The 24,077-nt window shown below is 34.7% G+C and carries 13 protein-coding genes and 4 pseudogenes; 7 read left to right on the top strand and 10 right to left on the bottom strand.

Annotated elements, in window-relative coordinates; translation table 11 throughout:
- Nucleotides 1–89 precede the first annotated feature (89 nt).
- A complete protein-coding gene (locus MJ631_RS00090) occupies nt 90–518 on the top strand; it encodes a hypothetical protein (RefSeq protein WP_227738357.1) in 429 nt (142 codons plus the stop codon).
- Here MJ631_RS00090 and MJ631_RS00085 read toward each other — a convergent pair.
- Together MJ631_RS00085 and MJ631_RS08195 are read right to left on the bottom strand one after the other, a co-directional pair.
- A complete protein-coding gene (locus MJ631_RS00085; RefSeq protein ID WP_007301973.1) occupies nt 515–805 on the bottom strand; it encodes a hypothetical protein in 291 nt (96 codons plus the stop codon). The genes MJ631_RS00090 and MJ631_RS00085 overlap by 4 nt on opposite strands.
- Before the next feature lie 224 nt (nt 806–1,029).
- Nucleotides 1,030–1,780, bottom strand: a pseudogene (locus MJ631_RS08195) (transposase); the annotation flags it as partial.
- A gap of 61 nt (nt 1,781–1,841) precedes the next feature.
- Between MJ631_RS08195 and MJ631_RS00070 the strand changes: the two are divergent.
- A protein-coding gene (locus MJ631_RS00070) for an IS5 family transposase (protein ID WP_395460333.1) occupies nt 1,842–2,634 on the top strand; the annotation gives its coding sequence in 2 pieces (ribosomal slippage) (nt 1,842–2,105 and nt 2,107–2,634; 792 coding nt in all).
- Nucleotides 2,635–2,640: 6 nt separating this feature from the next.
- On the opposite strand, the pseudogene MJ631_RS00065 reads toward MJ631_RS00070, so the two are convergent.
- Nucleotides 2,641–2,844, bottom strand: a pseudogene (locus MJ631_RS00065) (IS5 family transposase); the annotation flags it as partial.
- A gap of 259 nt (nt 2,845–3,103) precedes the next feature.
- Here MJ631_RS00065 and purH point away from each other — a divergent pair.
- Both purH and MJ631_RS08190 read left to right on the top strand, forming a co-directional pair.
- The gene (purH, locus tag MJ631_RS00060) at nt 3,104–4,624 is read left to right on the top strand and encodes a bifunctional phosphoribosylaminoimidazolecarboxamide formyltransferase/IMP cyclohydrolase (protein ID WP_007301976.1); all 1,521 of its coding nucleotides are present in this window, start codon (nt 3,104–3,106) and stop codon (nt 4,622–4,624) included.
- Between the two features lie 476 nt (nt 4,625–5,100).
- A pseudogene (locus tag MJ631_RS08190) lies at nt 5,101–5,986 on the top strand (IS5 family transposase).
- Between the two features lie 141 nt (nt 5,987–6,127).
- Here the strand turns inward: MJ631_RS08190 and nth are convergent.
- The 3 genes from nth to icd form a co-directional block, all read right to left on the bottom strand.
- The gene (nth, locus tag MJ631_RS00045; protein ID WP_007301977.1) at nt 6,128–6,766 is read right to left on the bottom strand and encodes an endonuclease III; all 639 of its coding nucleotides are present in this window, start codon (nt 6,764–6,766) and stop codon (nt 6,128–6,130) included.
- A 21-nt stretch (nt 6,767–6,787) separates the two neighbouring features.
- Nucleotides 6,788–8,089, bottom strand: a complete 1,302-nt coding sequence (locus MJ631_RS00040; protein WP_262986372.1) for a hypothetical protein — start codon at nt 8,087–8,089, stop codon at nt 6,788–6,790.
- 82 nt (nt 8,090–8,171) lie between these two features.
- A complete protein-coding gene (gene icd, locus MJ631_RS00035) occupies nt 8,172–9,590 on the bottom strand; it encodes an isocitrate dehydrogenase (protein ID WP_214303269.1) in 1,419 nt (472 codons plus the stop codon).
- A 134-nt stretch (nt 9,591–9,724) separates the two neighbouring features.
- Between icd and MJ631_RS00030 the strand changes: the two genes are divergently transcribed.
- On the top strand, nt 9,725–10,195 hold the full coding sequence (locus MJ631_RS00030) for an RDD family protein (RefSeq protein WP_214303268.1): 471 nt from the start codon (nt 9,725–9,727) through the stop codon (nt 10,193–10,195).
- 29 nt (nt 10,196–10,224) lie between these two features.
- Here the strand turns inward: MJ631_RS00030 and MJ631_RS08185 are convergent.
- From MJ631_RS08185 to serS, 3 genes and pseudogenes are all read right to left on the bottom strand, one after another.
- Nucleotides 10,225–10,336 (bottom strand): annotated as a pseudogene (locus MJ631_RS08185) (WPE palindromic element domain-containing protein); the annotation flags it as partial.
- Between the two features lie 183 nt (nt 10,337–10,519).
- Nucleotides 10,520–11,791 carry a phosphoribosylamine--glycine ligase gene (gene purD / locus MJ631_RS00025; protein WP_214303267.1) on the bottom strand — a complete coding sequence of 424 codons (1,272 nt, stop codon included), beginning with the start codon at nt 11,789–11,791 and terminating at the stop codon, nt 10,520–10,522.
- A gap of 31 nt (nt 11,792–11,822) precedes the next feature.
- Complete coding sequence (gene serS / locus MJ631_RS00020) at nt 11,823–13,103, bottom strand: serine--tRNA ligase (RefSeq protein WP_214303454.1); 1,281 nt, start codon at nt 13,101–13,103, stop codon at nt 11,823–11,825.
- A gap of 127 nt (nt 13,104–13,230) precedes the next feature.
- Between serS and MJ631_RS00015 the strand changes: the two genes are divergently transcribed.
- Complete coding sequence (locus MJ631_RS00015; RefSeq protein WP_026097231.1) at nt 13,231–14,565, top strand: hypothetical protein; 1,335 nt, start codon at nt 13,231–13,233, stop codon at nt 14,563–14,565.
- Between the two features lie 7 nt (nt 14,566–14,572).
- Nucleotides 14,573–15,523, top strand: coding sequence for a tRNA dihydrouridine synthase DusB (gene dusB, locus MJ631_RS00010; RefSeq protein WP_012481856.1), 951 nt, complete (start codon nt 14,573–14,575; stop codon nt 15,521–15,523).
- 34 nt (nt 15,524–15,557) lie between these two features.
- On the opposite strand, the gene MJ631_RS00005 is transcribed toward dusB, so the two are convergent.
- Nucleotides 15,558–24,077, bottom strand: a complete 8,520-nt coding sequence (locus MJ631_RS00005; RefSeq protein WP_262986370.1) for a DNA-directed RNA polymerase subunit beta/beta' — start codon at nt 24,075–24,077, stop codon at nt 15,558–15,560.

Below are 24,077 nucleotides of genomic sequence, written 5' to 3'. Positions count from 1 at the left end.
TATTTAATTATATACTGGGCAGCTTGAAAGATATAGTTGTCAAGCTATTTCTTTTCACTCTGTATCTTTATACATCGAGCATTATGCTCATGTTTCTCACCAGTGGCTTTTGGTATGCTGTAGAGTTTAGCTCTTTCAAAAATGCATTTTACCATTTGTATCAATATTTAAAATGGTATTATGAAAATAGAGATGATTTGGGTTATGGAGTTTCTATTAGAATATTAGTAGCGTTTCTTACTCCGCATTTTCTCTACAAATTATTTTCTGGCACAGGCTGGAAGTCTTTTTTCAAGGAGAAGATAGTTCAGATACTCAGCACAAGAAGAAAAATGAGTAATAAACCAAATGGCAGTAGTTATGGTTATAGTAATAAGAACAGTTACGGTAACAATAATCTTCAAGAGGCAGAACGGAAAGTGAATATGATAAAGCAGCTATTAATCCAAGATATAGATGAAGCTATAGAAAAAAGATTAAATGATATTTTTCTTGGTGAGAGGGGTAAACCTCATTAAAAGGGCTTTATCTTTTTTAGAATTGGCTGTATTTTGTTTTTTACGTATAATGGATCGCAATCAGCCAGTATACATGTTTCAACAAAATCTTGACTGAAGTCTGATAGCCAGGAAATTGCTTTACGTTTCTCTACCAAGCTTTCTGTTTTTTTACAGTTACTTGCTGCATCAATCATTGCCTGTGATATCACTGATTGCCACAGTATGCAGTACCTTTGTATATCATCTAAAGTGCTATTTGCTTCGTGATGGTGAAAAAATTCTTTGAAATTGAAGTTATTTGACATTACGTACCTCTTTAAGTTGAAAATTAGAATTTGAAGTAGTGCGAAAGTTGTCTGCTGCAATGAGTAGCCTTTATGACAGTCAGACCGGGTTTTATGTGAGCTATAAATGTTTAAGAAATTATATCTGTTCAGATCTATGTGAAACCAGTGCTTCTTTTCTTGTTATCCGAGCTGGGATGGCTTTGTTGCACAGCTCTTCGGATAGTGGGTAATGTATAATAAATTCATGAAGCTATATCAAACTTAGCCATGCCTATTTCAGTAAATTTGTTAAGCAAATAACACTTGAGTAGCAGTTCCTTCTCACGATTAATCTCAGATTTATTCCTAAAACTAAATCCAAATATTTGCTTCAGTCGCGAGAAAAAACTTTCTATATAAGATCTCTTCCAATAATTTATCTCTTTTTTCCACCTCTTCATACCATCTTCATCATATGACTTTATGAGCTTGATTGTAGAATTTCTCTCATTCATATAATCCAACTTTGGATGCTCTACTGCATTATTTTGCGGAGGAATCCTTGTCTTTATGTCAAGCTCATCGCACAGTTTGTATAACTTCTTTCGATCTATCTGCATATATCGTGCTTATGTTATACTTGGTATCCACTCTTTCAATAAGATCACAGGCTCCATAGTGGTCGGAATAAACTCCACTACTGTATTTTGCAGCTATAACTTTTTTACTACCTATCTCTAGCATTACATGTAGCTTTCTTGTTTGCTCATAGCGGCGATACTTTCTATCTGTACCATTTGCCTTACTATGGCCTGGAATATTATTGTAGATGCTGATACCTGTACTATCTATAGCAATTTCAATATCTTCCATATCGTTCTTATCAACTCTGCAGTCGTTGATTTTGATATTAAGCTTTTTAAACCTTCTTGAAGCCTGCGAATAGCTGATAATTTGCAAAATTTTCCCTATTTGCTCAAGATATTTCTCTATAAATCCCACTGTTTGCCTAAGAACCTGTACATGATCTCAAGAAAAGGATAAATTAAGAGATAGTGAATATAGATTAGGATATATGAGAAGTTTATACCCAAGCGACATAAGTCGAGAAAAATTCAAGATTATTCTACCAGATCTAGAGTCCTGCAGAAGAAAGACAAAGCCAAGAAAGCTTGATTTATATGAAGTATTCTGTGCAGTATTGTATGTCTTAAAAAGTGGCTGCCAGTGGAGAATGTTGCCACAAGAATTCCCAAGATGGAGAAGTTGTTACGACTACTTTAAAAAATGGAGTGAAAAACCAAGCGAAGACAAAAAAAGTACTTTGGAATGTGTGTTAAAAAAAATTAGTTGGCGTGGTCCGACAAAACAATGGTCAGAAAGAGAAAACCAGTTTCTGTATAATTGATGCTCAGAGCGTAAAAAATGCAGATACTGCTCAAAATAAGGGCTACGACGCTGGTAAAAAGATTTCAGGAATAAAACGCCATATTGCAGTTGATACTGAAGGTTTACCACACGCAATTTATATCACAACAGCAGAAATAACTGACCGTAGCAGTGCTGTAAAAATGATCGAAAATGCAAGAGAAAACCTCTCTGAAGTCCAAAATATACTGGTTGATGCGGGTTATACGGGAGAAAAATTTGCAACTCAAATAAAAGATATTATTGGAGCAACTGTTGAAGTGATAAAGCGCAGCGAATTACACACCTTTGCTGTATTGCCGAAAAGATGGGTTGTTGAGAGATCTTTTGCTTGGTTGGAAAAATGTAGGCGATTGTGGAAAAATTGCGAGCGGAAACTCAATACTAGCCTGCAAATGGTTGTTCTAGCCTTTACTGCTTTACTCCTGAAAAGATTATGAACAGGCTCTAAGACCAATCCTGAATAGATAGGTTATTATGTGAATTAGAATCACTACTTTGTCGCTGTAGACATTGTTGCCACCTGCTACTTTTGGACTATTTTCGTACCAATTTTCAATGGCATCGTTGATATAATGAAAAACATTTCCCCTTTCTTGAAGAAATTTGTTATATTCATTGCAGTTACTGACTTTCATTCTTATTGGCATATTTTTCCTTTGTCGGCTAAATATCTATTTTATAACAAATTCCATCAGTAACTGCCTGTTCTTTCCTTGAGTGGTGCAACAAAGCCATCCCAGTGTCTGGGGACTAGGATGACATCTTTCTTGATCTCTTGTATCACAATGTTCGTACAGCTATGTGCTTGTTAGCGGAATCTACAACGAGATACCGCAGTGGTATGACGTAGTAGCTATATATAGACAAATTTTCTTTTCTTAGATATAATCTTAAGAAACCTTCCATATGAAAATTAAAAGAGCTTTAATATCAGTATACGATAAGACAAATATAATTGAACTTGCATCGTTTTTGATGCAGCAACAAATAGAAATTCTCTCAACAGGGAATACTTATAAAGTGCTATCAGGTGCGGGAATAAAAACGCAAGAAGTTTCAGATTACACACAATTTCCAGAAATACTAGATGGCAGAGTGAAAACTTTACATCCTAAAATTCATGGAGGAATACTCTGTGATCGAAAAAGGCACGAAAAGGAAATGCAGAATCTAGAAATTAAGCCGATAGATCTGCTTATAACTAACTTATATCCATTTTGGAAAACGGTTAATAGCAACTCAAGTGAGAAGCAAATCATAGAACAAATAGATATAGGTGGAGTAGCATTAATTAGAGCTACAGCAAAAAACTTTCATTTCACTTCAGTGATTTCTAGCATTCAAGATTACGAAACACTGAAAGCTGAGATGATCAAAAATAACAATCAGACAACATTAGAATATAGAAAACATCTAGCAACTAAAGCATTTGCTCTGACTGCACAGTATGATTCTAATATTTACAATTGGTTTTTATCACAGGGTAAAAGCAATGAGTTACCAGAGTTTTTTACTTTATATGGATGTAAAGCACAAGGACTCAGATATGGTGAAAATCCTCATCAAAAAGCTGCATTTTATAGCAATCAATTTAGCAAGTATCCACTGGAGAAAATACATGGAAAAGAGTTGAGCTATAATAATATAGTCGACATAGAGTCTGCACTTAACATAATTTCTGAGTTTCAAGAACCTGCAGCAGTGATAATAAAGCACAATAATCCATGTGGCGCTGCTGTTAGTGATAGTGCTTTAAAAGCATATGAAAAAGCTCTATCATGTGATGAAATAAGCAGTTTTGGTGGAATAGTTGCTTTCAATCGGGAGATAGATTTAAAGCTAGCAGAGAAATTAAACGAGATATTTTTGGAAGTGATGATAGCACCATCGGTAAACAATGAGGCACTAAAAATTTTACAAAAAAAGAAAAATTTAAGAGTGATTATTCATCAATCTCTTCAGCAAAATGCAAAATATCAAATCAAAAATGTTGTTGGCGGGTTCTTAGTGCAAGAAAATAATAACCATACAGTAAAAGTAGAAGAAATAAACCGAGTGACAGAATGCACTACAACAAAAAAAGAGAAGGAAGATCTTATTTTTGCTTGGAAAATATGTAAACATGTAAAATCCAATGCAATAGTGATAGCAAAAGACGGTTGTGCTATTGGCATCGGTGCAGGACAAACAAGCAGAATAGATAGTGTGAATATTGCAGTAAAAAAAGCAGGTGAAAAATGTAAAGGCGCAGCGCTTGCTTCAGATGCATTTTTTCCATTTCCAGATAGTATAGTAGAAAGTGCAAAGCATGGAATTACAGCTATAATTCAGCCAGGTGGCTCATTGAAAGATCAAGACGTGATAGCAGCTGCAAATGAGAATAAAATTGCCATGTTTTTCACTGATGTTCGTAACTTTCTCCATTAAGCTTTGTATCCTGTCAAAATTATACCCACACAGGGCTTTGTTGCATAGCAGCTTATAGGTATGAAAATTGTAGTAAATTTATGTAGTTACTTTAAACTCAACTATACCTATCTGTAATTGTAAGCTGTACTCTTGAGCTCCTGATGCGATTTATAGCAAATCCTAAAATGCCTTGCTGTTTTTCCTTATAGACATTCAGCTTACCTTGTACATTAGCCTATCTGGATGACATTTTACTTTTTCTAGAATATAATAATTCCCTAGAAATTACCCTACTCAATTCTATTGTACCTTGTTTAACATTGAAACATGAGTCTGGAATCTAGAAATTTTTTAAGAACAAAAGTTATTCTAAGTTTTTGTTGGTAAGAAAGACTGGATTCCAGTGGGCTTTGTTGCATAGCTCAGATAAAAAGAACTGGAAGTTACTGACGAAATTCACTATAAAACAGGCATTTAACCTACGAAAGAAAAATATGTCACAAAAAATGAGAGTCAGTAACTGCCATGGATATAACAGATTTCTGCAAGAAAGAGGAAATATTTTTCATTTTATTAATGAGGCAATAGAAAATTGGTACGAAAATAGCCCCAAAATGCGAGGTGGAAATTATATTTATAGTAATAAAGTTGTGATTTTAGTGCATATAGTCGCTAGTCTCTTTAGAATTGGCTTAAGACAAACGGTAGGGTTTATAAAAGGATATTTGCAGCAAGTAGTTAGCAGTCATTAGCTATTCGCAGGCTTCAAGAAGGTTTCAATATTAAGATCAATGATTGCAGAGTTGATAAAAACAATATGGAAGATATTGAAATTGCCATAGACAGTACAAGTATCAGATAATACACCTGGTCACAGTAAGGAAAATAGCGAAGTATCGCAGTTATAAACAGGTAAGAAAGCTACACGTAATATTGAGTATAAATAGTAAAAAAGCTATAGCTGCACAATATAGCAATGGTGCCTACTCCGACCATTATGGTGCTTGCGACTTGCTCAGCTTTCAGCATGCTATAAAAGCATTATATGCAGACAGAGCCTATCAAGCTTTATAAATTGTGCAAAAAATATGATATAAAGACAAAATTTTACCGAAAAATCGTGCAGCGGAGCATACAAAATTGGATTATATGGCTGAAAGGAATGCTGCCATTAGATTATGTGGTAAAGACGGTGTGAAAGAGTGGAAGAAGGAAGCAGTTTATGGAAAAAGGTCATATATTGAAGGATTTTTTTCAAGATTAAAGCAAATATTTGGGTTTAGTTTTAGAAATAGATCTGAAGTAAATCGAGAAAAAGAGTTGCTAATAAAATGTTACTTACTCAATAAATTTACTGATATTGGCATGGCTAAGTTTTAGGTAGTTTCATGAATTTTTTATGCTTTACCCACTATCCGATAAGCGATGCAACAAAGCCATCCCAGTGTAAGCTACTCGGTTGACACCATCATAGAGATCAGCTACTTGGATGATAAAAGTAAGAAATATCGAAGTGTTGTGCTAGACTTTATACCTCTTGCATTCAAACTCACATAAATCATGAATTGTGCACGCTTCACACAAAGGTTTTTGTGCCTTGCAAATGTATCTACCGTGTAAAACTAGCCAATGATGAGCATAAAGTAGGTATTTTTTTGGCACTACATTCAAAAGAGACTGCTCTGTTTTAAGTACATCTTTTTCTTTCACAAGCCCAACTCTATTGCTCACTCTAAAAACGTGAGTATCAACTGCCAATGTTGGAATACCAAGCCCTGAATTTAAGAACACATTAGCGCTCTTTCTCCCAACCCCTGGTAAAGATACCAAATCATCGAAATTAGTAGGCACTTTGCTATTGTACCTCTCAATCAATATTTTGCTGAGCCCGATTATATTTTTTGCTTTGGAATTATATAAACCAATACTGCTTATGCATTTTCTCAGCTCACTTTGCCCAAGATTCAACATCTTTTCTGGCGTATCAGCGATACTAAATAGCTCCTTTGTAATTTTATTAACACTTATATCGGTCGTCCGCGCTGACAGAACTATTGCAACTAATAACGTAAAATGATTGGTATAATTTAGCTCTATTTTTGGCGCAGGATTTGACTGTTGAAATTTTTCAAATATTAATTCTACTTTTTTTGAGTCCATGCATAGAGCTAAAAGCTTATACTATACTGTTTGCTGTGCAAATTCAATTGCTTGAGGATTAGATAGTCCTTCAGTATTAACATCAGACATATCAGTTTTTACCTCATCAAAATTCCTCTCAGCAAATTTGCTTGCCACTTCTGCAAAACACTTTCTAACAAGAGGCATAATTATCGGCATTAATAGCCTTCGTGGATCATACCGTCCTAACAGATCAGTCTCCTTTTGCACTCTATCTCTTGGATCCTCTTCTAGTAAATCTTTTGTGTGCTTGTCAGCATATATTTCACAGCCTTTTGAGAAAACAGGAGCTAACATTTCAATTAATACTGCCAATAACAATAGTGGACCAAGTACAGCTCCACCAACAGTTAATCCATTAGCAATGAAATTTATTGTAACTAAATAAACAGAAAAAGCAGCTAAAGGATAGTTGATAAGAAGTTTACTGCTTAGCTCGATATAGCTCATCTTACTTATGAATTCATCAGTAGAAATTTCTGAATTGGCATACTTTTTCATATAATGACCTACTAATAAACGAGAGGCGTTATTAATAATGATATTAAGTGCTATGATCCACCATGAAAAATAGCAACCTATAGTAATTGTAGTTAATATAGCTAAAGGCAGAAAACTTATTTTTGGTACTAACATTAGAGCATTTTTGCGCTCTATAAATTTCAATGCTAATGTCTTTTTATCTTCTTCAATTAGGCTTCTCTTTTCTTTTAGAGGAGTAATATAATTGAATAATTGTATGCTTGGCTTTGCTATATATTGATATAACTCTTGCATTAACTTTGCACTTTGTACACTCCTCTGAAAATTATCTAAATTTGGATTTAGCAAAATCCTCTCTATTTGAGCCTGAAGTTCATTATAGCTTTTTAGGTCTTCTCCAAACGAACAATCATTTCTTTTTAGTATAGCAATCAACCCATCAAAATCTTTACCTACAGCTTCTTCCTCACTGATTTTTAGCTCGTTAAACAACTTTCTCCTATAGTGAAACTCTCTTGCCGTTAAACGTCCATTACTTTCAGCATCAACGCTGACTTTAACACAAGGATTTCCTGACTCCAAAGGTTTAATGTACTTTTTTAGCTCTTGATAAGCTTTATAAATCTGATCAAATCTATTTTTGTTTCCACCTTTGTCAGAATGGTTTACAAGTATCAATTTATTATATTGTTTTTTCAGAAACTTGCTAAGAGCTTGATAATCTTTACCTACAATTTGTTCAGCTTTTATCTCTAGTACGTTAAACAGACCATTACTATCATAAAACTCCTGACCAGTTAACTTAAAATGTTGACTCATTACTACACCTCACATAAATACACGATGCTATTAGTATAATATATTTAATGTTTCACACAAGCATAAAAATATCAAGCAACCACTAAGAGAAGAAACCCTCTTTCCCATCATACAAATACAACTTATCCATTCTCACCACATCAAAATTGTGTTCCTCAAATTTGATTAGCAAGTTATTCACATCACTATTTGTAATTTCATTATTTGCAATAAACCTGCAGATTATTTGGTCACTTGAAGACTTTGAGCCTCCTGGCCAAATTGCAAGTCCTTTTGAGTATATTGCTATCATTTTCAGATTACTCGATTCAAATAACCTAACTATTTGATCAAAATTGTTGGATTTGTCCCAAGCAAGCGTTATATCACTACCCACTAGCTTTTTAACTTTGTAATCTTGTTCGTAATTGTCTTGTACTTTATTTATTTTACTATCCGAATCACTGCTAATTATAAGCTCAGATAACGTTGTGGGTTTTTTCCCTAGATTATCTATAACAGCTTTTGCAAATTCTTTGGTACCAACTTTCTGCTTACTCCTTTTCTTCTTATATAAATCAGCGGTATGTACTCCATCTTCCAAAGTCTTGAGCCATGCATCGTAGATTAGTTTTGCAGTACTCACTTGACCAATATAGACCAACATATGTACTGCGGCATTTAAAAGACCAGAAGGATTAGCTATATTTTTTCCTGCAATATCAGGAGCAGAGCCGTGAACCGCTTCAAACATTGCATATTCATTACCTATATTGCTACTTCCTGCAAGCCCTACAGAACCTGAGGTTTGTGCTACTATGTCTGATAATATGTCGCCATATAGATTTTCAGTTACTATAACATCGAAATTCTCGGGTTCTGTGGCAACACGTGCCATTCCAATATCAACTATATAATGTTCCGCCTTTATATCCGGATATTCTTTTGCAATACGATCAAACGCTGCATGAAAAGCGCCGTCAGTCATTTTCATTATGTTGTCTTTAGTCAGGCAAGTTACTTTCTTTCTGTTATGTTTTTTCGCATATTCAAAAGCATACCTGCATATTTTTTCTGAGCCAGATCTAGTAATAATTTTAGTGCATTGGTACGAGTCACCAGTGAGCCTATGCTCTATTCCCGTATAAACGTCTTCTTCATTTTCACGTATTACAACAACATCAAATTTATCGAATTTATTTTCTATAACAGGGTGATACGAAATGCATGGTCTAATGTTTGCATACAGCCCTAAGTTCTTTCTGAGTGCAACGTTTAAGCTTTTGTGCCCTTTACCTTGAGGGGTTGTTGTTGGAGATTTGAGTAATATCTTTGTCCTTTCGATAGATTCCCAACCACTCGGAGAAATTCCATGAGACCATTCCTTACTATAAACACGCTCCCCTATTTCAATAATATCTATTGAGATCTCTGCTTTCGCTTCACGCAATATCGACAGCACCGCTTCCATAATTTCTGGTCCGATACCATCACCATACGCAACTGTGACTGATGTTGACATAACTTCCTTAACTGTAAATGATTTAATGTTAATTCAAATAATAAAGTGGGTCAATGTTGCTAAAATAGCATATTTACGGTTATTTAATAATGAACTTTTATACTGGTTATAGCATTGCAAAATATGGAAAGTGTATGGATACTAAAATAAGTTATGCAGGGATGTTTAGGCGAGTTTTAGCATGTGTGGTCGACGGTGTTTTATGGATGATAATAGCATTCGTTTCACTCCTTTTTGATCTAGATAATGTGGATAAAAACATGACAATTCTTATGGCAACACTGCTTATAACATATATAATATTTAATATATTAACAATAACAAAGTACGGTTGCACCCCAGGAAGATTACTGTGCAGTGTACGTATAAAAGATGCAAATACATTTAAAAACGTTACTCTAATGCAATCAACAATAAGATACATTTTTAGGGAAGGCATTTGGGTTATTTATAGTTTTCTGTCTTATCTTTTGCCTGGCTATGTTTCTGGATGCCTTTTTATTATACTAACTTTAGTTTTAATGTTTGCAATATTTGATCAACGCAAACAAACGTTTTATGACAAAATTGCAAAAACAGTAGTAATAGACTATAAACCTAGTTGATATTTTTCTTTAGTTGTTACCACCAAGGGTGTTATTCCAGCGCGTGATCCACATCTGTACGAACATTGCAAATTAGCAGGTAATTTGCATAATAGATGGTGTCATTCCAGTGCTTGACACTGGAATCCAGTTTTCCATATAATCTCATCGAAAACGTTGTAACCACTTTCTATGCTAGTGTGCTTTCATCAACCTGGATCCCAGTGTCAGCTACTTTCATGACAAGAAAAGAAGCACTGGTTTCACATGAATCTGAACAGACATCATGTTTTTCTTTAGTTTACTGCTTGCAAAGTGACTTTTTTCGTTTCTGCATGAGCTAAATTAACTACCAATATCATACCTGAAGAACCCACCTGACCATTCTAGAAAATTTAATGCTGAGTACACTTTACTTTTAGCTTCTTCCACAGTGTTTCCTTCTCCTACTATATTTAGTACCCTTCCGCCATCGGAAATCCAATTACCATTTTCATCTAGCTTAGTACCAGCATGAAATACTAGCACTCCAGGAATGTTTTCAATTTTATCCAATCCTTTAATTACCTCTCCTTTTTGATAATCACCAGGATAGCCTTTACTTGCAACGACTACACAAACTGTAGTTTTGTGATTAAACTCCACCATTTTTGTATTTAACTTGCCTTCTGCAACTGATAACATCAACTTTAGCAAATCACAATTTGGATCAAGTCTAGGTAACATAGATTGTATTTCCGGATCCCCAAACCTAACATTATACTCAAGAAGCTTTGGACTATCTTTGCAAATCATTAAACCAGCAAAGAGTACTCCTTTATAGGATGTTCCCATGTTAGTCAGTGCTTGAATTGTAGGATATATTATTTTTTGGATAATTTTTTGCTCCATCTCCTTACTTATAATCGAAGGTGATGAGTATGACCCCATGCCTCCAGTATTTTGTCCCTCATTATTTTCACTAACTCTCTTGTAATCTTTTGCACACCCAAGGGTTACTACCTTCAACCCATCAATAAGAGCAAAAAAACTTACTTCCTCTCCAATTAAAAACTCTTCTATGATTATTTCTTCACCTGACTCACCAAGATTTTTCTCCACTAGCATTGAATCTATTGCTGAAAAAGCCTCATTTTCTGTGTGGCATATTATGACACCTTTCCCTGCTGCAATTCCATTTGCTTTAATTACAAGCGGCAATTTTATTTTATTACTACGGACAAAATTTTTAGCTAACCTTTCATCAATAAAACGTTCATACTTGGCGGTCGGTATACCATATTGTTTACATAGTTCCTTCGTAAAAGACTTTGATGCCTCAAGTTTTGCAGCTGCTTGACTTGGAGCAAAAACGTTTATCCCCTCCGCAGTTAAATCATCAGCAAGCCCATTAATTATCGGCTGCTCTGGACCAATAATCACTAGCTCTATATTTTCTTTCTTGCAAAATTGTGTAACATCCACTGAATCTTGAATATTTATATTCACAAGAACTCCAAAATTTTCCATGGCCGGGCGACCAGGAGTAACATATAACTTAGTCAAGGTAGGAGACTTCTTTAAAGCCCAAAGTAAAGCATGCTCACGCCCACCAGAACCTATAACCAGAACCTTCATCTTTATTTCCTCGCTTTTCTATATGTCAAAATTATTGTTTGCTTATAACAGTATCATTACTCATGTATCTTTGCAACACGTTTGGTATTGTAACTGACCCATCGGAATTTTGATAATTCTCCATTATGGCAACAATTGTTCTTCCTATGGCTAAAGCTGAGCCGTTTAAAGTGTGAACGTATTTTTTTGTTTTTCTGTCATTTTCTAAGAAGTATTTAGTGTTCATTCTTCTTGCCTGGAACGTACCGCAATTTGAGCAGCTTGATATTTCTCTATATTTATTTTGCTCAGGTAACCATACCTCTATGTCATAAGTCTTTTGTGCAGCAAAACCCATATCGCCACTGCAAAGTAGCATTACTCTGTACGGTAATTCTAGTTTTTTTAATATCTCTTCGGCAACACTAGTCATACGTTCAAGCTCGTCTTTTGACTGGTCTTCAGTTGTGATGCTTACCAACTCCACTTTACCAAATTGGTGTTGCCTTATCATACCTCTTGTATCTCGTCCTGCACTGCCAGCTTCTTTACGAAAACATTCTGAATATGCAGTAAAACGAATAGGCAGTTCTTTTTCTTCTATTATTTTGTCAGCAACTAAATTTGTTAAAACTACTTCACTTGTGGGAATTAATCTTAATTTATCGGTAGTTAAATATGAGTCATCAGAAAATTTTGGTAGCTGACCAACGTTATACATCGCCTCGTTTTTCACCAGGGCTGGGTGATACACCTCAGTATAGGCAAATTCATTAACATGTGTTTCCAGCATAAAATTTATTAATGCTCGTCCAAGCTTAGCTAACTGTCCTTTTAGTATTGTAAACCTTGATCCAGAAATTTTTGCTGCTTGTTCAAAATCCATCAAGCCTAACCTTTCTCCGAGTTCATAATGAAATTTTGGTGTAAAATCAAATTTTCTTCTCTTTCCATATTTTCTGATTTCTACGTTGGAGCTCTCATCTTCACCTGTTGGTACATTTTGTGCAGAAATATTTGGTAAGTTAGATAAAATATCCACTAACTTATTTTTTTCTGTTTGCTCCTTGAGGCTGATTGTCTCTATCTCACTTGTGATGCTTTTTGATAACTTTACTTGTTCTTCACATGGGCTTTTGTTCATTTTAAGCCTCTTTATTTCTTCCGTGACCTCGTTTCGTTGCTTATTTAAAGCTTGCAATTTAGTAGTCAGTGATCTTTTTTTATGGTCAATCTCTAATATTTCTTCTGTAGTAAATTCTTTCACCCCTCTGCTTTTTATTGCTTTTTCAAATCCTTTAGGGTTTTTGCGTATATGTTCTATATCATGCATATGTTGTGCTATTACTAACATCATTACTCTACTTCAAAAGCTTTGAATGCTCAATATTTTTACATATAAATGCTAATATTGATTTTACCTTCATAATTTGCTAGAATTGATAAACGTAAAATATAATATGTTAGCCATCATAGAAAGATACAATAAATCTAAAGAGAGTACTCACTTCACTAAACTTAAGGCTAGTGGAAGATTTGCTGTCTACGCTTTTTGTATATATTTGGCGACTACATTTACCATTGGCTGTTTGGGATTAATAATGGGATCTTTCCTCTTAACCTTACCACTTGCTATGCTCATCTCCAACCCTATAGCTTGGATCTTAATGGGAATAGTGCTTGCAGCGACATACAAGATGGTTATTGAACCTTTATTTTACTTGGTAAAAGGTTATGTTGATGAAAAAGGAACTGTAAAGGAAGAAAAGAGTCCAAAAGAGCAAAAATTCACAAGAAGTAAATCACTGGATAGTGGACTAGATACTATATCAAGACAAACAAATGATTCGGATCAGAGGGTACGTAGAAATTCCTATTCTCCATCTACAGATAGTGGTGTGAGTATGGGCTCAATAGAAAGTGAGCAACCTAAACAAACAAAAATTGTTCGATATAATACTACAGGTGATGGAAACTGCTTTTTTCATGCAGTGTTTGGTGATAGCAGCTCCGGTCAATATAAGGCTGAAAGAGCACAAGATATGAGAATGGAATGGAACAAATTTTTAAGTCAATTTAAATCTTTAGGTGATTCAAGTATGCCAACTCCTTTAAAGGAGCAGCTAGAAAAGGTTTTTAATATGTTTTTAAATAAGCCAGGCGATTTAACTGGTAAGTCTGATAAAATAAGGAAGTTGGTTGAACAAATGAATAAGGAAATTAAAAATGCTGAAGATAATGTAGAAAAGTTAGTGAGTAAAGCTGTTAGTAAACTTAATATATCACGCGATCAAGCTATACATAATTTAAAAGAATATGCAGAAGCTCTTTATGGCCTTGGTGAAAATGAATACAATACCCAGTATAATAGTGAATTTATTACACAATCATTCCTTAACAAACCTGAACTCTATCAAGCTTATCTTGAAGCAATAAAAAGTCAAAGTTATTTTATTTTTATTGAAGAAATTAGTATATTAGCTTCTTTAGCTAATATTGAAATTAATGTTTACTATAAAGATAACAACAGCGAGGAGCAAAAAAAGTTTGAGCCAAATCTACAAATGATAAATGATGATCAACTAAATCAGATATTTAATCGTGAGAGTTATAAATTAAATGACGAGTTGTGGGGTGATAAAAAACAAGAAACGATATACTTAACACCTGGTCATTATGAGAGGTGCGAGGTGGTAGAGGTAGAGCCTTCTCTTATAGAGAAAGCAAATTCATTTGTGCAAGATGTTATAATAGCAGCTTGTAATAGTGTTAAAAATGCATTTTCTAGCGACTAGAAAGCCTATGTCCCTACAAATAGGAAGTTTGACGATTGATTCTCCAGTTATTTTAGCGCCAATGTCTGGAGTGACTGACTATCCATTTAGGAGTATTGTAAAGAAACTTGGTGCAAGTTTGCTAGTCTCAGAAATGATTGCAAGCAGAGCTATGATCATGCAAACTCGCCAGAGCATGCAAAAAGCAAAAGTCGATGAACTAACCGCTGTACAACTTGCTGGTTGTGAGCCTGATGTTATGGCGGAAGCTGCAAAGTTAAATGAGGGCATGGGTGCAAAAATCATAGATATAAATTTTGGTTGTCCAGTTAAAAAAGTTGTAAACGGTTACGCAGGGTCAGCACTTATGCGTGATGAAAAAAAGGCTGCTGAGATAATAGAAGCTGTAGTCAAGGCAGTGAGTGTGCCAGTTACAGTAAAAATGCGTACTGGATGGAATGACGAAAATCGTAATGCTCCGCGCTTGGCAAAAATTGCAGAAGATTTGGGAGCAAAGATGATTACTGTACATGGAAGGACAAGGGCACAGCTTTATAATGGTCAAGCAGATTGGAAATTCGTTAGAAATGTTAAAGAGCAGGTAAAAATTCCAGTTATAGTAAATGGAGATATTAAGAGTTTGAATGATGTTCAAAGTGCACTTAAAGAATCTGGGGCAGATGGAGTAATGATAGGTCGTGGTACTTACGGCAAACCTTGGCTGATTAATCAAGCAATAAACTTTTTGAGTGGAAATAAAGTTTCTGAGCCAACAGCCTCAGAGAGATTAAGCATAATACTCAAGCATTATGACAGTATTCTTGAGTACTATGGAAGCGATACAGGAATAAAGATGGCCCGCAAACATATAGGATGGTACAGTAGCGGGCTTCAAAACTCATCTGAATTTCGTGTAAGAGTAAATAACATAATAGACAGCACAGAGGTGAAAGAAAATATAATCGATTTTTTTAGTTAAAAACAGATTAAACATACTACCTCATTAGATATATTCAATTTGACTGATCATAGTGCGATGCCACCACACTCTCTTCTTCATCAGAATGTAATTGATAACTATTATCACTCAGCAATTTTTCGTCATAAGTCTCAATATCAAAATATTTTTCATATTTATCTATATTTTCACAAAGCGAAAGTGCTTTCACCTTATTCATAATCAGACCCGTACCAGCAGGAATTAACCTTCCTACTATAACATTTTCTTTTAACCCACTCAAAGGATCACTCTTTCCGCAAAATGCTGCTTCCGTAAGTACTTTTGTTGTTTCTTGGAAAGAGGCAGCAGAAATAAAGGAATTAGTTTCAAGGCTTGCTCTAGTAATTCCCTGCAGAATAGGAAGATAATGAGCAGGTCGTTTTCCAGAGTTATTCATAGCATCATTTTCTCTATCAATTTCCAGCCTGTCAATATTTTCTCCAATTAAGTACATAGTATCACCAGGATCGGTAATTTCTACTTTTTGTAGCATTTGCTTTAAGATCACTTCTAAATGCTTGTTATCTATGCGCACACCTTGCAATCTATAAACTTGCTGTATTTCAGAAATCATATAGTATGCTAACGCTTCTAACCCAAGCACACGTAGAATATCATGAAGATCAGGATCGCCATCCATCAATAAATCACCTTTACGCACAAAATCACCTTCATTAACTATTACATGCTTACTTCTTGATACTAAATACTCAACTGGAGAAGCTTGCTTATCTACAGGTTTAATTACTATACTGCGTTTTCCTCTACGGTCTTTTTCAGAGAACATTACATAGCCATCTATTTCACTAACGATAGCATGCTCTTTAGGACGACGTGCTTCAAATAATTCTATAACCTTAGGCAAGCCACCAGTAATATCACGAGTTCTAACTGACTCTCTCGGCGTTCTTGTGATAACATCACCTGCATGAACCTTTTGGCCATCCTGTACATTAAGCACTGCACCAACTGGTATAAAGTAACATGCTTCCACACCACTTGAAAGTGTTATTACTTTTTCATTATCATCAAGCAGTGCAATACGAGGACGTAAATTAGCTACACCAGAGTACAATTTCCAATCTTTTACTACTCTATTTGATATCCCTGTAGATTCATCCATCACTTCAGTGATTGAAATTCCATCTTTTAAATCCTGGTAAGATATTGTACCACTCTTTTCCGTAATAATAGGTAGTGTATACGGATCCCATTCTGCAACTTTATCACCAATTTTTACTAACTCACCCTCATTTACATAAAGTTTAGCACCATAAGGCACACTGTGCTTCAATTTTTCACTACCAAGGCTATCAATTAAAACGACTTCACAGGAACGGCTTATCACAATTTTATTTCCGTTTTTATCTATAATTATATTACTATTGTTTAATTTTATTCTAGCATTAATAGAAGCTATAATATTTGAGGATTCAACACCTCTAGTCATTACCCCACCTATATGGAAAGTACGCATCGTTAACTGAGTACCTGGCTCTCCAACAGATTGAGCAGCGATAACACCAACTGCTTCACCTATTGAAACAATTTTACCAGTTGCAAGGTCTCTTCCATAACACAAAGAACACACACCAGGACTTATTTCACAAGTTAAAGGCGATCTAATTTTTATAACATCAAGACCTGCAATGTTGATTTGCTTTACTTTACCTTCATCAATTAGTTCCCCTGCTTTTAATAATAACTCTTTGGTTACTGGGTTATATATATCATTTGCAGCTGTTCTACCCAGTACAACACTCTCTAGAGATGCAACTATAGTACTACCTTCAACTATAGCTCTTACAATAAGGCCATTTTTCGTTTTACAGTCATGTTTTGTAACTATGCAATTTTGAGATACATCAACCAAGCGACGAGTTAAGTATCCAGAGTTTGCAGTTTTAAGTGCAGTATCAGCTAAACCTTTACGCGCACCGTGAGTAGAATTAAAGTATTCAAATACATTTAATCCTTCGCGAAAATTAGAAATTATAGGTGTTTCTATAATTTCACCAGAAGGTTTGGTCATTAACCCTCGCATTCCTGCTAACTGCTTCATCTGGGAAGTAGAACCTCTTGCACCGGAGCTAACCATCATATATATTGAATTGTACTTACTATTTTCATCATACAGAGATATCGCTTTTAACATATCATTCGCTATTATATCTGTGCACTTAGACCACTCATCTATAACTTTATTATACCTCTCACTTTTAGTGATTAGTCCGTCTTGATACTGTGCAGAAAATTTCTTAATTTCACCCCTTGTATAATCAACGTGTGTAGCTTTAGTTTCAGGTATGACCATATCGCAACGACTAAAAGAAGTACCAGAAAATGTAGCATACTCAAAGCCAAGTGTCATCAATTTATCAGAAAATACCACTGTAGCACTTTGACCGCAGCTACGATATACTAAATCAACAATACTAGTTATTTCCTTAACTGTTAATACCTGATTTATTAAATCGAAGCTTAGATTCTCATGTTTAGGAAAAATCTGCCATAATATTAAACGTCCAGGAGTTGTACAAATAGTTTTATACTGAATGTTTCCATCGCTATTGATGTGTTCCATTTTGTACTTTATATGAGAATGAATATGCAGAGTACCGTTGTTTAAGGAATGCTCAACTTCACAAAAAGCACAAAAAAGTGGTAAATCATCCTTCTTAAGTTGCTGTAAAGTTAGGTAGTATATACCAAGCACTATATCTTTACTAGGAACTATAATCGGTCTTCCATTAGAAGGACTTAAAACGTTATTAATTGACATCATCAACACTCTAGCTTCAAGTTGAGCTTCCAATGAAATTGGCACATGTACTGCCATTTGATCACCATCAAAGTCAGCGTTAAATGCTGTACAAACAAGTGGATGAAGCTGTATTGCTTTACCTTCAATAAGGACTGGCTCAAAAGCCTGAATACCAAGCCTATGTAGCGTAGGCGCTCTATTTAGCAAAACAGGATGCTCTTTTATTACTTCTTCAAGCATATCCCAAACTTCTGGCTTTTCTGCTCTTATTAACTTACTAGCAAATTTAATAGTTGGAGCCATTCCATATATTTTAAGCCTTGAGTAAACAAAAGGCTTGAATAGCTCAAGAGCCATTCTTTTCGGTAATCCACACTGATTTAGTTTCAAAGTTGGACCAACAACTATTACAGAACGTCCAGAATAATCTACCCTTTTTCCTAAAAGATTCTGACGGAAACGACCTTGCTTTCCTTTCAGCATATCGCTAATAGACTTTTTATATCCAGTAGCGCCAGCTTTATTTACCAGAGCATTACGACGACTATTATCAAAAAGAGAATCAACTGCCTCTTGTAACATTCTTTTCTCATTACGAATCATAATCTCAGGAGGATTTAAACTTAACAATTTTCTCAATCTATTATTTCGATTAATAATAGTTCTATAATGATGATTTAAATCAGAAACTGCAGGTCGACCACTTTCAAGCGATACCAAGGGACGCAAGTCAGGTGGTAAAATAGGTATAGCTGTAAGTATCATCCACTCAGGTCTGTTTCCAGACTTGATAAAATTTTCAACAATACGTAATCTCTTTATAATTTTCTTTCTTCTCATTTCAGAAGCAACAGACTCTAACTCCTGTCTTAAATTCTTCCTAATTTCATGTAAATCAAGGCGTATTAGCAATTCTCTTATAGCTTCAACACCTTGCATAGCTATAAAGCTATCGACCCCATAGCTATCTTTAGCTTCATTATAAGCTTTCTCACTAATAATTTCACCTTTTTCAAAAGAGGAAACAAGAGGATCTATTACAACATAATTATCACTATACAAAATACTTTCGATATCTCTAAGAGACATATCTAATAATGCTCCAATTCTTGAAGGAAGTGACTTCAAAAACCATATATGAGCAACAGGAGATGCAAGCTCTATATGACCCATTCTTTCTCTTCTTACTTTAGAAGATGTAACTTCTACTCCACATTTTTCGCATATACGGCCCCTATGTCTTCTTTTTTTGTACTTTCCACATAAACATTCATCATCATTGACAGGACCAAAAATTTTAGGACAAAATAATCCACCTTTCTCAACTTTGAATGTACGGTAGTTTGCAGTTGAAACATCTGTTATCTCTCCATAAGACATACGTTTAATACTTTCAGGGCTAGCAATGGAAATGCTAACCTCATTAAAAGATTGCGCGATGTTAGTATGAGATATATCTTCAATTACTATGTCATTTTGCTTCAAATCCACATTAAAACACAAGGAACGCAACTCTTTTATCATGACATTAAAGGATTCAGGAATTCCACATTCAAAGTTACTGTCACCTTTTATTACCGATTCATAAATCTTAACCCTGCCATTAATATCATCAGACTTCACAGTTAACATTTCCTGCAAAGTGTAAGCAGCACCATAGGCTTGCAATGCCCAACATTCCATTTCACCAAAACGCTGACCACCAAAATGAGACTTTCCTCCAAGAGGTTGTTGAGTAACTAAGCTATAAGGTCCTACTGAACGCGCATGAATTTTACCATCTACTAAGTGATGCAACTTAAGCATGTACATGTAACCAACTGTAACTTTGCGATCAAACTTCTCACCCGAGCAACCATCATATAATACAACTTGCCCAGAGTTATCCAATCCAGCAAGTTCAAATAGCTTTACTATTTGTTCATCTTTTGGACCTTCAAATACAGGTGCAGTAACAGGAATGCCATCACGCAACTTATACGCAAATTCAATGAGGTGATTATCATTAATATCGCGAATGTTATTACAAATAGATAAATTACTGCCACAACTATAAACCTCAATCAGGAAGTGACGTAAACTACTGTGTGCATCTTTACAAGAGTTGAAATAATTCTCTACTAATGTAGTCAATTCATTATTTAATTCATCCTTATTAGGCGTATCTAAAATAGAAGCCGTTATTTCATCATCATTAATATCCTCAAATTTTTTATTATCAAGATATAATGCTGCAAATTTTTCAAAATCATCATCACTGAGAGATCTAATTGCCTCACAAAAAGCACGTTTGATTTTATTGATCTCATCAAGAATATTGCCTACTTTTTCTCCTAATTTTTTACAAGCCCAACCTACATGCGTTTCCAATATTTGACCTACATTCATTCGCGAAGGAACGCCAAGAGGGTTAAGAATAATATCAATAGGAGTACCATCTTCTAAATAAGGCATATCTTCTACTGGAACAACTCGAGAAATCACACCTTTATTTCCATGTCTACCAGCCATTTTATCCCCTGGCTGCAAACTATGTTTTACAGCAATAAAAACTTTTACTGACATCGACACACCTTGAGGCAGATCATAGCCTTCATGCAATTTTTCTACTTTTCGCTTAAAGTTTGCTATCGCATGTGATACTTTTTCATCAAAATCTTTTTTTAAGCTCTCAACTTGCTTAGAAATAGATTGGTTTTTCAATCCTATATCCCACCATCCCTCACGTTCAATAAAATTAATACTTTCTCGATCTTGAGAGCCAGAATTAATAAGAATTTTTCTTAATTCATCATAGAAATATTGATTAATAACATTGATTATATGGTCTCGTTCTTTCTCAAAGTCGTTTGCCTCTTTTTGTTTAATAAGAAACGCCCTTTCGTTTTCTTCTTCCCCTCTGCGTGTAAAGACCTGCACATCAATCACTATCCCTTCAATATCTGGAGATGTATATAAAGAGGAATCCACACAATCAAATGACTTTTCACCAAAAATTGTCATTAACAATTTTGTCTCAGGAGGCAATGAAAGAGAATGCTTAGGTGTAACTTTCCCCACCAAAATATAACCTGGACCAACTCTTGTACCAACCTTTACTATACCACTATCATCCAAGTGATAAAGATTTTCTTCATTAACACCGGGTATGGCACGAGTTATTTTTTCCGACCCTAAAGGAGTGTCATGTACAACACATTCAAATTCTTCTATATGAATAGAAGTAAATAGATCTTTTTTAACAACTTCACTAGAAATAATGATTGAGTCTTCAAAATTATAACCTTGCCAAGACATAAAAGCGACTAGCAAGTTTTGGCCAAGTGCCAATTCACCGTTATTAATAGCAGGACCATCAGCTATCACATCACCTTCCTTAACACAATCACCTACATGCACCAGTGGTTTCTGGTTAATACAAGTATTATGGTTAGAACGCTGAAATTTTCTTAGATGATAAATATCTACATCCAAGTAGTTAATTCCTCCTTTGTCAAAAGCACGTATAACTATAGAGTTACTATCTGAGCTGTCAACTATGCCACCACGTTTTGCTAAAACTACAGCACCAGAGCCAGAAGCTACGAAAGATTCCATGCCAGTAGCAACCAAAGGAGCAGTAGGCTTCAATAAAGGTACAGCTTGACGCTGCATATTTGAACCCATTAACGCTCTATTAGCATCATCATTTTCTAAAAATGGAATTAAAGAAGCAGCAACCGATATTACCTGCTTAGGAGATAAATCAATGTAACTTACTTGATTACTATTTACCATTACAAAGGTACCAGCATACCTACAGTATAACATATCATCAACAAAGCAGTTGTTCTCATCAAGCTTTGCGCTGGTATCGGCTATATAATATAAACCTTCATCTATAGCAGACAGATACTCAATTTGATCAGTAACAACCTTATTAACTACTTTCCTATAAGGACTTTCAATGAACCCATATTTATTAATACGAGCGTATATAGCTAAGCTATTAATTAAGCCTATATTCTGCCCCTCAGGAGTTTCAATAGGGCAAATTCTTCCGTAATGAGTTGGATGAACATCACGCACTTCAAATCCCGCCCTCTCTCTTGTTAAACCACCAGGACCTAACGCTGACAACCTTCTTTTATGTGTTATTTCAGATAATGGATTAGTCTGATCCATAAATTGAGATAATTGGGAAGAGTTGAAAAAATCTCTTAAGACATTGGTTAACACTTTTGGATTTATAAAATCAGATGGAGAGACTTTATCTAAACTAGAAGTAGACATAGAATCAACTACTGCCCGTCCCAATTTTAATAATCCAGTTCTAAATTGATTTTCTATAAACTCTCCAACTGAACGGACTCTTCTATTTGCTAAATGATCAATATCATCTACAGATCCTTGACCATCACGTAACAATACTATTTTTCTTATAATTTCAATAATGTCTTCATGTGTTAAAGTAGTTAAATTTTCCTCATAATTTAACCCAAGGCAAGAGTTAAGTTTTAATCTACCAATGTTAGACAAATCATAATATTCCGAACTGAAGAAAAGATTACGAAAAAACTCCTCTACTATCTTTAAAACAGGAACTTCACCAGGACGCAAAACCTTATATATTTCATATAGAGCGTTCTCATAAGACATGTTTTCATCTAAGAAAAGTGTGTTTAATATGTAAGGTCCAACAGAAACATTATCTATGTTCAACACTGATATTTTATCTATAGATAATAATTCAAGCTTTTTTATATCCTCTAATTTTATAGATTCACCAGCAGATAAGACTTTTGTAGAACTAGCACTATCTATTAAATCTTCTGCAAGAAATAAACCACATATAGAATCATAAGGAATTAGATACTCTTTCAATCCGTTATCATATAGATTTTTAGCTAATTTTGAAGTAATACGAACATTGGCTTTAAGTAACACATTGCCTTCAACATTCTTTAAATCAAAAGGAAGCCTCACTCCCTTGAATTTATCAGGGGAAAAAGGTACTCTCCAGCCACTTTTATGTTTTATATACTCTATTTTTTCATAAAATTTATTAAGTATGTCATTATTTGATAAGCCCAAAGCCTTTAATAAAACTGATATTGGCAACTTTCTCTTTCTATCAATACGAAAATACAAATGATCTTTAACATCAAACTCAATATCAAGCCAAGAACCTCTATAAGGAATAACTCTAGCAGAATAGATCAATTTGCCAGAATTGTAAGTTTTTCCCCTATCACTATCAAAAAACACTCCAGGAGATCTATGCATTTGTGAAACGATAACTTTCTCTACGCCATTGATGATGAAAGTACCTTTATCAGTCATCATAGGCAGTTCACAAAAGCGAACCTCCTGCTCTTCAGCAGATTTTATAACAGTTGCAAGCTTAGAATGATCATCATCTTCTTTAATCTCTTGATATTTTTCAAGAGAAACACCATCCTGCATAATAACAAGACGTATAGAAGCAATAACCTGAGCAGAAAAAGTTATACCACGTTTTATACATTCAGATTCACTATACTTAAGATCATCTACCCTACAATTCAAAAATTCGATAGTAGCCCTATGCAAAGGATCAGATATTGGAAAAATTGTATGAAAGATAGCTTCAAGTCTTTCATTACTCTCATTATTAGGAGTAAAGGAATTATATGACCCCTTTTGGACTTTAACCAAATCCAACAAAGAATCTTTTAAATCAATCGACCTGGAATAAGAAACTCTAGGAACAAAAGCACTAGAAGCACACATATAAGAAGAATCAACCAT

Source organism: Wolbachia endosymbiont of Oryzaephilus surinamensis (genome assembly GCF_025617515.1).
Classification (GTDB): Bacteria; Pseudomonadota; Alphaproteobacteria; order Rickettsiales; family Anaplasmataceae; genus Wolbachia.
Note: the sequence above shows the minus strand (reverse complement) of the source record. Positions and strands in the feature narration are given on the sequence as shown.

Coding starts and splice junctions, on each gene's coding strand:
- MJ631_RS00040 (WP_262986372.1), bottom strand. CDS start 8,089: ATGAGTCAACATTTTAAGTTAACTGGTCAGGAGTTTTATGATAGTAAT.
- MJ631_RS00090 (WP_227738357.1), top strand. CDS start 90: ATGTTTCTCACCAGTGGCTTTTGGTATGCTGTAGAGTTTAGCTCTTTC.
- purD (WP_214303267.1), bottom strand. CDS start 11,791: ATGAAGGTTCTGGTTATAGGTTCTGGTGGGCGTGAGCATGCTTTACTT.
- nth (WP_007301977.1), bottom strand. CDS start 6,766: ATGGACTCAAAAAAAGTAGAATTAATATTTGAAAAATTTCAACAGTCA.
- serS (WP_214303454.1), bottom strand. CDS start 13,103: ATGCATGATATAGAACATATACGCAAAAACCCTAAAGGATTTGAAAAA.
- MJ631_RS00030 (WP_214303268.1), top strand. CDS start 9,725: ATGGATACTAAAATAAGTTATGCAGGGATGTTTAGGCGAGTTTTAGCA.
- MJ631_RS00085 (WP_007301973.1), bottom strand. CDS start 805: ATGTCAAATAACTTCAATTTCAAAGAATTTTTTCACCATCACGAAGCA.
- dusB (WP_012481856.1), top strand. CDS start 14,573: ATGTCCCTACAAATAGGAAGTTTGACGATTGATTCTCCAGTTATTTTA.
- MJ631_RS00015 (WP_026097231.1), top strand. CDS start 13,231: ATGTTAGCCATCATAGAAAGATACAATAAATCTAAAGAGAGTACTCAC.
- MJ631_RS00005 (WP_262986370.1), bottom strand. CDS start 24,077: ATGGTTGATTCTTCTTATATGTGTGCTTCTAGTGCTTTTGTTCCTAGA.
- icd (WP_214303269.1), bottom strand. CDS start 9,590: ATGTCAACATCAGTCACAGTTGCGTATGGTGATGGTATCGGACCAGAA.
- purH (WP_007301976.1), top strand. CDS start 3,104: ATGAAAATTAAAAGAGCTTTAATATCAGTATACGATAAGACAAATATA.